Annotated in this window: 7 protein-coding genes; all 7 read right to left on the bottom strand. The window is 38.1% G+C overall.

Annotated features, from left to right (window positions below; all coding sequences use genetic code 11):
• Window positions 1-27 precede the first annotated feature (27 nt).
• Window positions 28-396, bottom strand: a complete 369-nt coding sequence (rplL, locus tag HMPREF1040_RS07095) for a 50S ribosomal protein L7/L12 (RefSeq protein ID WP_007393258.1) — start codon at window positions 394-396, stop codon at window positions 28-30.
• 52 nt (window positions 397-448) lie between these two features.
• Window positions 449-1,006, bottom strand: coding sequence for a 50S ribosomal protein L10 (rplJ, locus tag HMPREF1040_RS07090; RefSeq protein WP_007393259.1), 558 nt, complete (start codon window positions 1,004-1,006; stop codon window positions 449-451).
• Window positions 1,007-1,174: 168 nt separating this feature from the next.
• Complete coding sequence (gene rplA, locus HMPREF1040_RS07085) at window positions 1,175-1,891, bottom strand: 50S ribosomal protein L1 (RefSeq protein ID WP_007393260.1); 717 nt, start codon at window positions 1,889-1,891, stop codon at window positions 1,175-1,177.
• A 55-nt stretch (window positions 1,892-1,946) separates the two neighbouring features.
• Entirely contained in the window at window positions 1,947-2,372 is a 426-nt protein-coding gene (rplK, locus tag HMPREF1040_RS07080) for a 50S ribosomal protein L11 (RefSeq protein ID WP_007393257.1), read from the bottom strand.
• An 87-nt stretch (window positions 2,373-2,459) separates the two neighbouring features.
• Window positions 2,460-2,999 carry a transcription termination/antitermination protein NusG gene (gene nusG, locus HMPREF1040_RS07075; RefSeq protein WP_007393261.1) on the bottom strand — a complete coding sequence of 180 codons (540 nt, stop codon included), beginning with the start codon at window positions 2,997-2,999 and terminating at the stop codon, window positions 2,460-2,462.
• Between the two features lie 13 nt (window positions 3,000-3,012).
• The gene (gene secE, locus HMPREF1040_RS07070) at window positions 3,013-3,243 is read right to left on the bottom strand and encodes a preprotein translocase subunit SecE (RefSeq protein WP_007393262.1); all 231 of its coding nucleotides are present in this window, start codon (window positions 3,241-3,243) and stop codon (window positions 3,013-3,015) included.
• A 37-nt stretch (window positions 3,244-3,280) separates the two neighbouring features.
• On the bottom strand, window positions 3,281-3,430 hold the full coding sequence (rpmG, locus tag HMPREF1040_RS07865; protein ID WP_071777862.1) for a 50S ribosomal protein L33: 150 nt from the start codon (window positions 3,428-3,430) through the stop codon (window positions 3,281-3,283).
• Window positions 3,431-3,608 lie beyond the last annotated feature (178 nt).

Below are 3,608 nucleotides of genomic sequence, written 5' to 3'. Positions count from 1 at the left end.
TAAATAGAACGAGGCTTAAAAATAAACTTATTTTAATTCAACTGTAGCACCGGCTTCTTCAAGTTTAGCTTTCAAAGCTTCTGCATCAGCCTTTGCAGCACCTTCTTTTACAGGTTTAGGAGCACCGTCAACTAATGCTTTAGCTTCTTTCAAGCCAAGTCCAGTAGCTTCACGAACTACTTTAATAACATTAATTTTCTTATCACCAGCAGCAGCAAGAATTACATCAAATTCGCTCTTTTCTTCACCAGCTGCACCACCAGCTGCAGGAGCAGCAGCTACAGCTACAGGAGCAGCAGCGGATACACCGAATTTTTCTTCCATATCTTTCACGAGTTCGGAAAGTTCTAATACAGTCATACTTTCAATGGCTTGCAAAATTTCTTCTTTAGTCATTTTAAATTCCTCCAAATAAATATATTATGAATTAAATTCTAAGATACATACATTATGCACTTTCTTGTTCAGCCTTCTTAGCCCGTACCGCTTCAAATGCATATACGGCATTACGAATATTGCCTTGCAATACATTGACCAATCCAGAAATAGGTGCTTGCATACTGCCCACAATTTTTGCCAACAGTTCTTCGCGACTTGGCAAATTAGCCAATGCGTCTACTGCTTTTGCATCAACAACTTGACCGTCTGCAATCCCTACTTTTACCGTAATGGCTTCTGTTTTGGTTTCTTTAATAAATTCTTTAAGAATTTTAGCTGGTGCCACAACATCTTCCGTAGAATAAGCTAATGCTGTTGGTCCTTCTAAAAATTCACCTAATTTATCATAACCAACTTCATTGGCAGCAATACGAGTTAACGTATTTTTAATAACCTTATATTCCACATTTCCAGCTAAAAACTTACGACGCAGTTTTGTGACTTCGGCTACCGTTAAACCTGTAAACCCAACTAAGACTGCTCCTTTTGCAGATTGCAACTTTTCTTTCATATCTGCTACTACGGCCGCTTTTTCAGGTGAAACCTCATGTTTTGCATACATAGACATATTCTTTGATACACCTCCTCATTTTAGGATTTATATCATCTTAGCACAAAAAAAGGCCTCATATAAGAGGCCAACTAGTACATCATTAATTAAAACACTAGTATCATAGCCTCAGATGGCGGATTTTCATCCATTATACATACCTTCAGTCTACAGCTAAGAGAGATATTAATTTTCTTCCGCTTTAATAACGCCTTTGACGCTAAACGGATTAATTCGAACTCCCGGGCTCATCGTAGAGCTAACCGTGATCGACTTAATATATTGTCCTTTAGCACCCGCTGGTTTTACTTTTACCAACGTATCTACTAAAGTGGTTAGGTTTTCAACCAATTTATTTACTTCAAATGATTTTTTACCAATGGGAGAATGAATATTGCCCGCTTTATCTGTACGGTATTCAACTTTACCAGCTTTACTTTCTGATACAGCTTTTGCTACGTCCATCGTAACAGTTCCCACTTTGGGATTCGGCATTAATCCTTTTGGACCTAACACCTTCCCTAAACGTCCTACTTTTCCCATCATATTAGGGGTAGCAATAGCAACATCAAAATCTAACCAGCCGCCTTTAATTTTTTCAATTAAATCTTCTCCCCCAACAAAATCTGCACCTGCATCTTTTGCTTCTTGCTCTTTTTCCCCTTGAGCAAATACTAAAACAGATTTTGTTTTACCTACCCCATGGGGAAGAACCAAAGCACCACGGACCTGCTGATCCGCATACTTAGGGTCTACATTTAAATTAACTGCCAATTCTACCGTTTCGTCAAATTTAGCAGTATCCATTTTTTTGATAATATCAATTGCTTCTGCCGGATCATATTGTTTATCTCTTTCAAACAATTTTACTGCTTCGGCATATTTTTTACCTACTTTAGCCATCTAAAATCCTCCTCTGTGGTTTAACGGGGGCATCCCCTTCCACGCCAGCCTCTACTTAGTCGACAACTTCAATTCCCATGCTACGTGCTGTACCTTCAATCAATTTCATAGCTTGATCCACGTCGTTAGCATTTAAGTCGGGCATTTTTGTCGTTGCAATTTCGCGAACTTGATCGCGGCTAACTTTAGCGACTTTCTTTTTATTCGGTTCTCCCGATGCCTTTTCAATGCCAGCTGCTTTTTTCAAAAGAACAGCTGCAGGCGGAGTTTTAGTAATAAAAGTAAAAGAACGGTCATCATATACAGTTATTTCAACTGGAATGATATAACCAGCCTGTTTTGCTGTACGTTCGTTAAATTCCTTTACAAACGCCATAATATTTACACCCGCTTGGCCTAATGCCGGACCAATCGGAGGTGCTGGAGTTGCTTTGCCTGCTTCACACTGAAGTTTTACCATTTTTGCTACTTTTTTTGCCACGGTGTATTACACCTCCTTACATTACAAGATGTGGTAAGCGAATTTTCATTCTCCCACTCACGAGAATATTCTCGTATTAAGAAGTATTTATTCCAGATTATTCTCAATTTGAGAATAATCGACTTCAACGGTTGTTTCACGACCAAACATATCAATGAGACCTTTAATGGTTCCCTTTTCTTCATTAATTTCCGTAACAGTCGCCACAAAATTTTCAAATGGACCAGATGTAATGCGTACTTGTTCTCCTATCTCAACAGAAATCTGCACTTTAGGTTCCTCATCTACCCCTTGCGTTTTCAAAATATTTTTAACTTCCGCCTCATTCAAAGGTGTAGGCTTTGTTGCTGAGCCGACAAATCCTGTAACCCCCGGAGTATTACGAACAACATACCATGAACGATCATTAACTTCCATTTCTACAAGGACATAACCAGGAAATATTTTACGCTTAACAATGCGTTTTTTTCCGTCCTTCATGTCCACTTCATCTTCCATTGGCACTAAAATCCGATGTATTACATTTTCCATACCCATTGATTTTACTTTCCGTTCCAATGTGGCCATAACCTTGTTTTCATAGCCGGAATACGTATGAATAACATACCATTTCATTTCATGTTCCATGCGTGCGAGCCTCCTATCCGACAATTAAACGGAGTATATTAAATATACGCGAAAACACTCCATCCGAGATGCCCATAACAGCCATTACAATCACTGTTGTTACTACTACCATAATAACGTAGTTAATCAATTCTCGTCTTGTCGGCCAAATGACTCTTTTCATTTCCGCTTTTACGCCTTGAAAAAAAGAATTGTTTGGCTTTTTCTTATTCTTTTGTGCTGTTTTTTTAGCTACACTTGCCATATTCCCTCTCGCAATCAAATAAGCATAATAATCCTTATTATTTTGTTTCTTTATGTAATGTTTCCTTTTTACAGAACGGGCAGTATTTTCTTAACTCTAAACGATCTGGATTGTTTTTCTTATTTTTGTTCGTTTGGTAGTTACGTTGTTTGCACTCTGTGCATGCCAATGTAATCGCTGTACGCATTCCTTACACCTCACTTAAAAATACTTACAAGCTTTCTTGCTTGTCTAAGACTGCTTTTATAATTTATCACAAGCTATCAACAAAGTCAAGCGAATGTATGCAACTTAAAAAAAGCTAGGTTGCTTCACGTACCTAACTTACTTTAAACATACCATTTTTTTCTTTCTCTGTCAACATG

This window comes from Megasphaera sp. UPII 135-E, from assembly GCF_000221545.1.
Classification (GTDB): Bacteria; Bacillota; Negativicutes; order Veillonellales; family Megasphaeraceae; genus Megasphaera; species Megasphaera hutchinsoni.
This window is presented reverse-complemented; position numbering and strand designations above follow the sequence as displayed.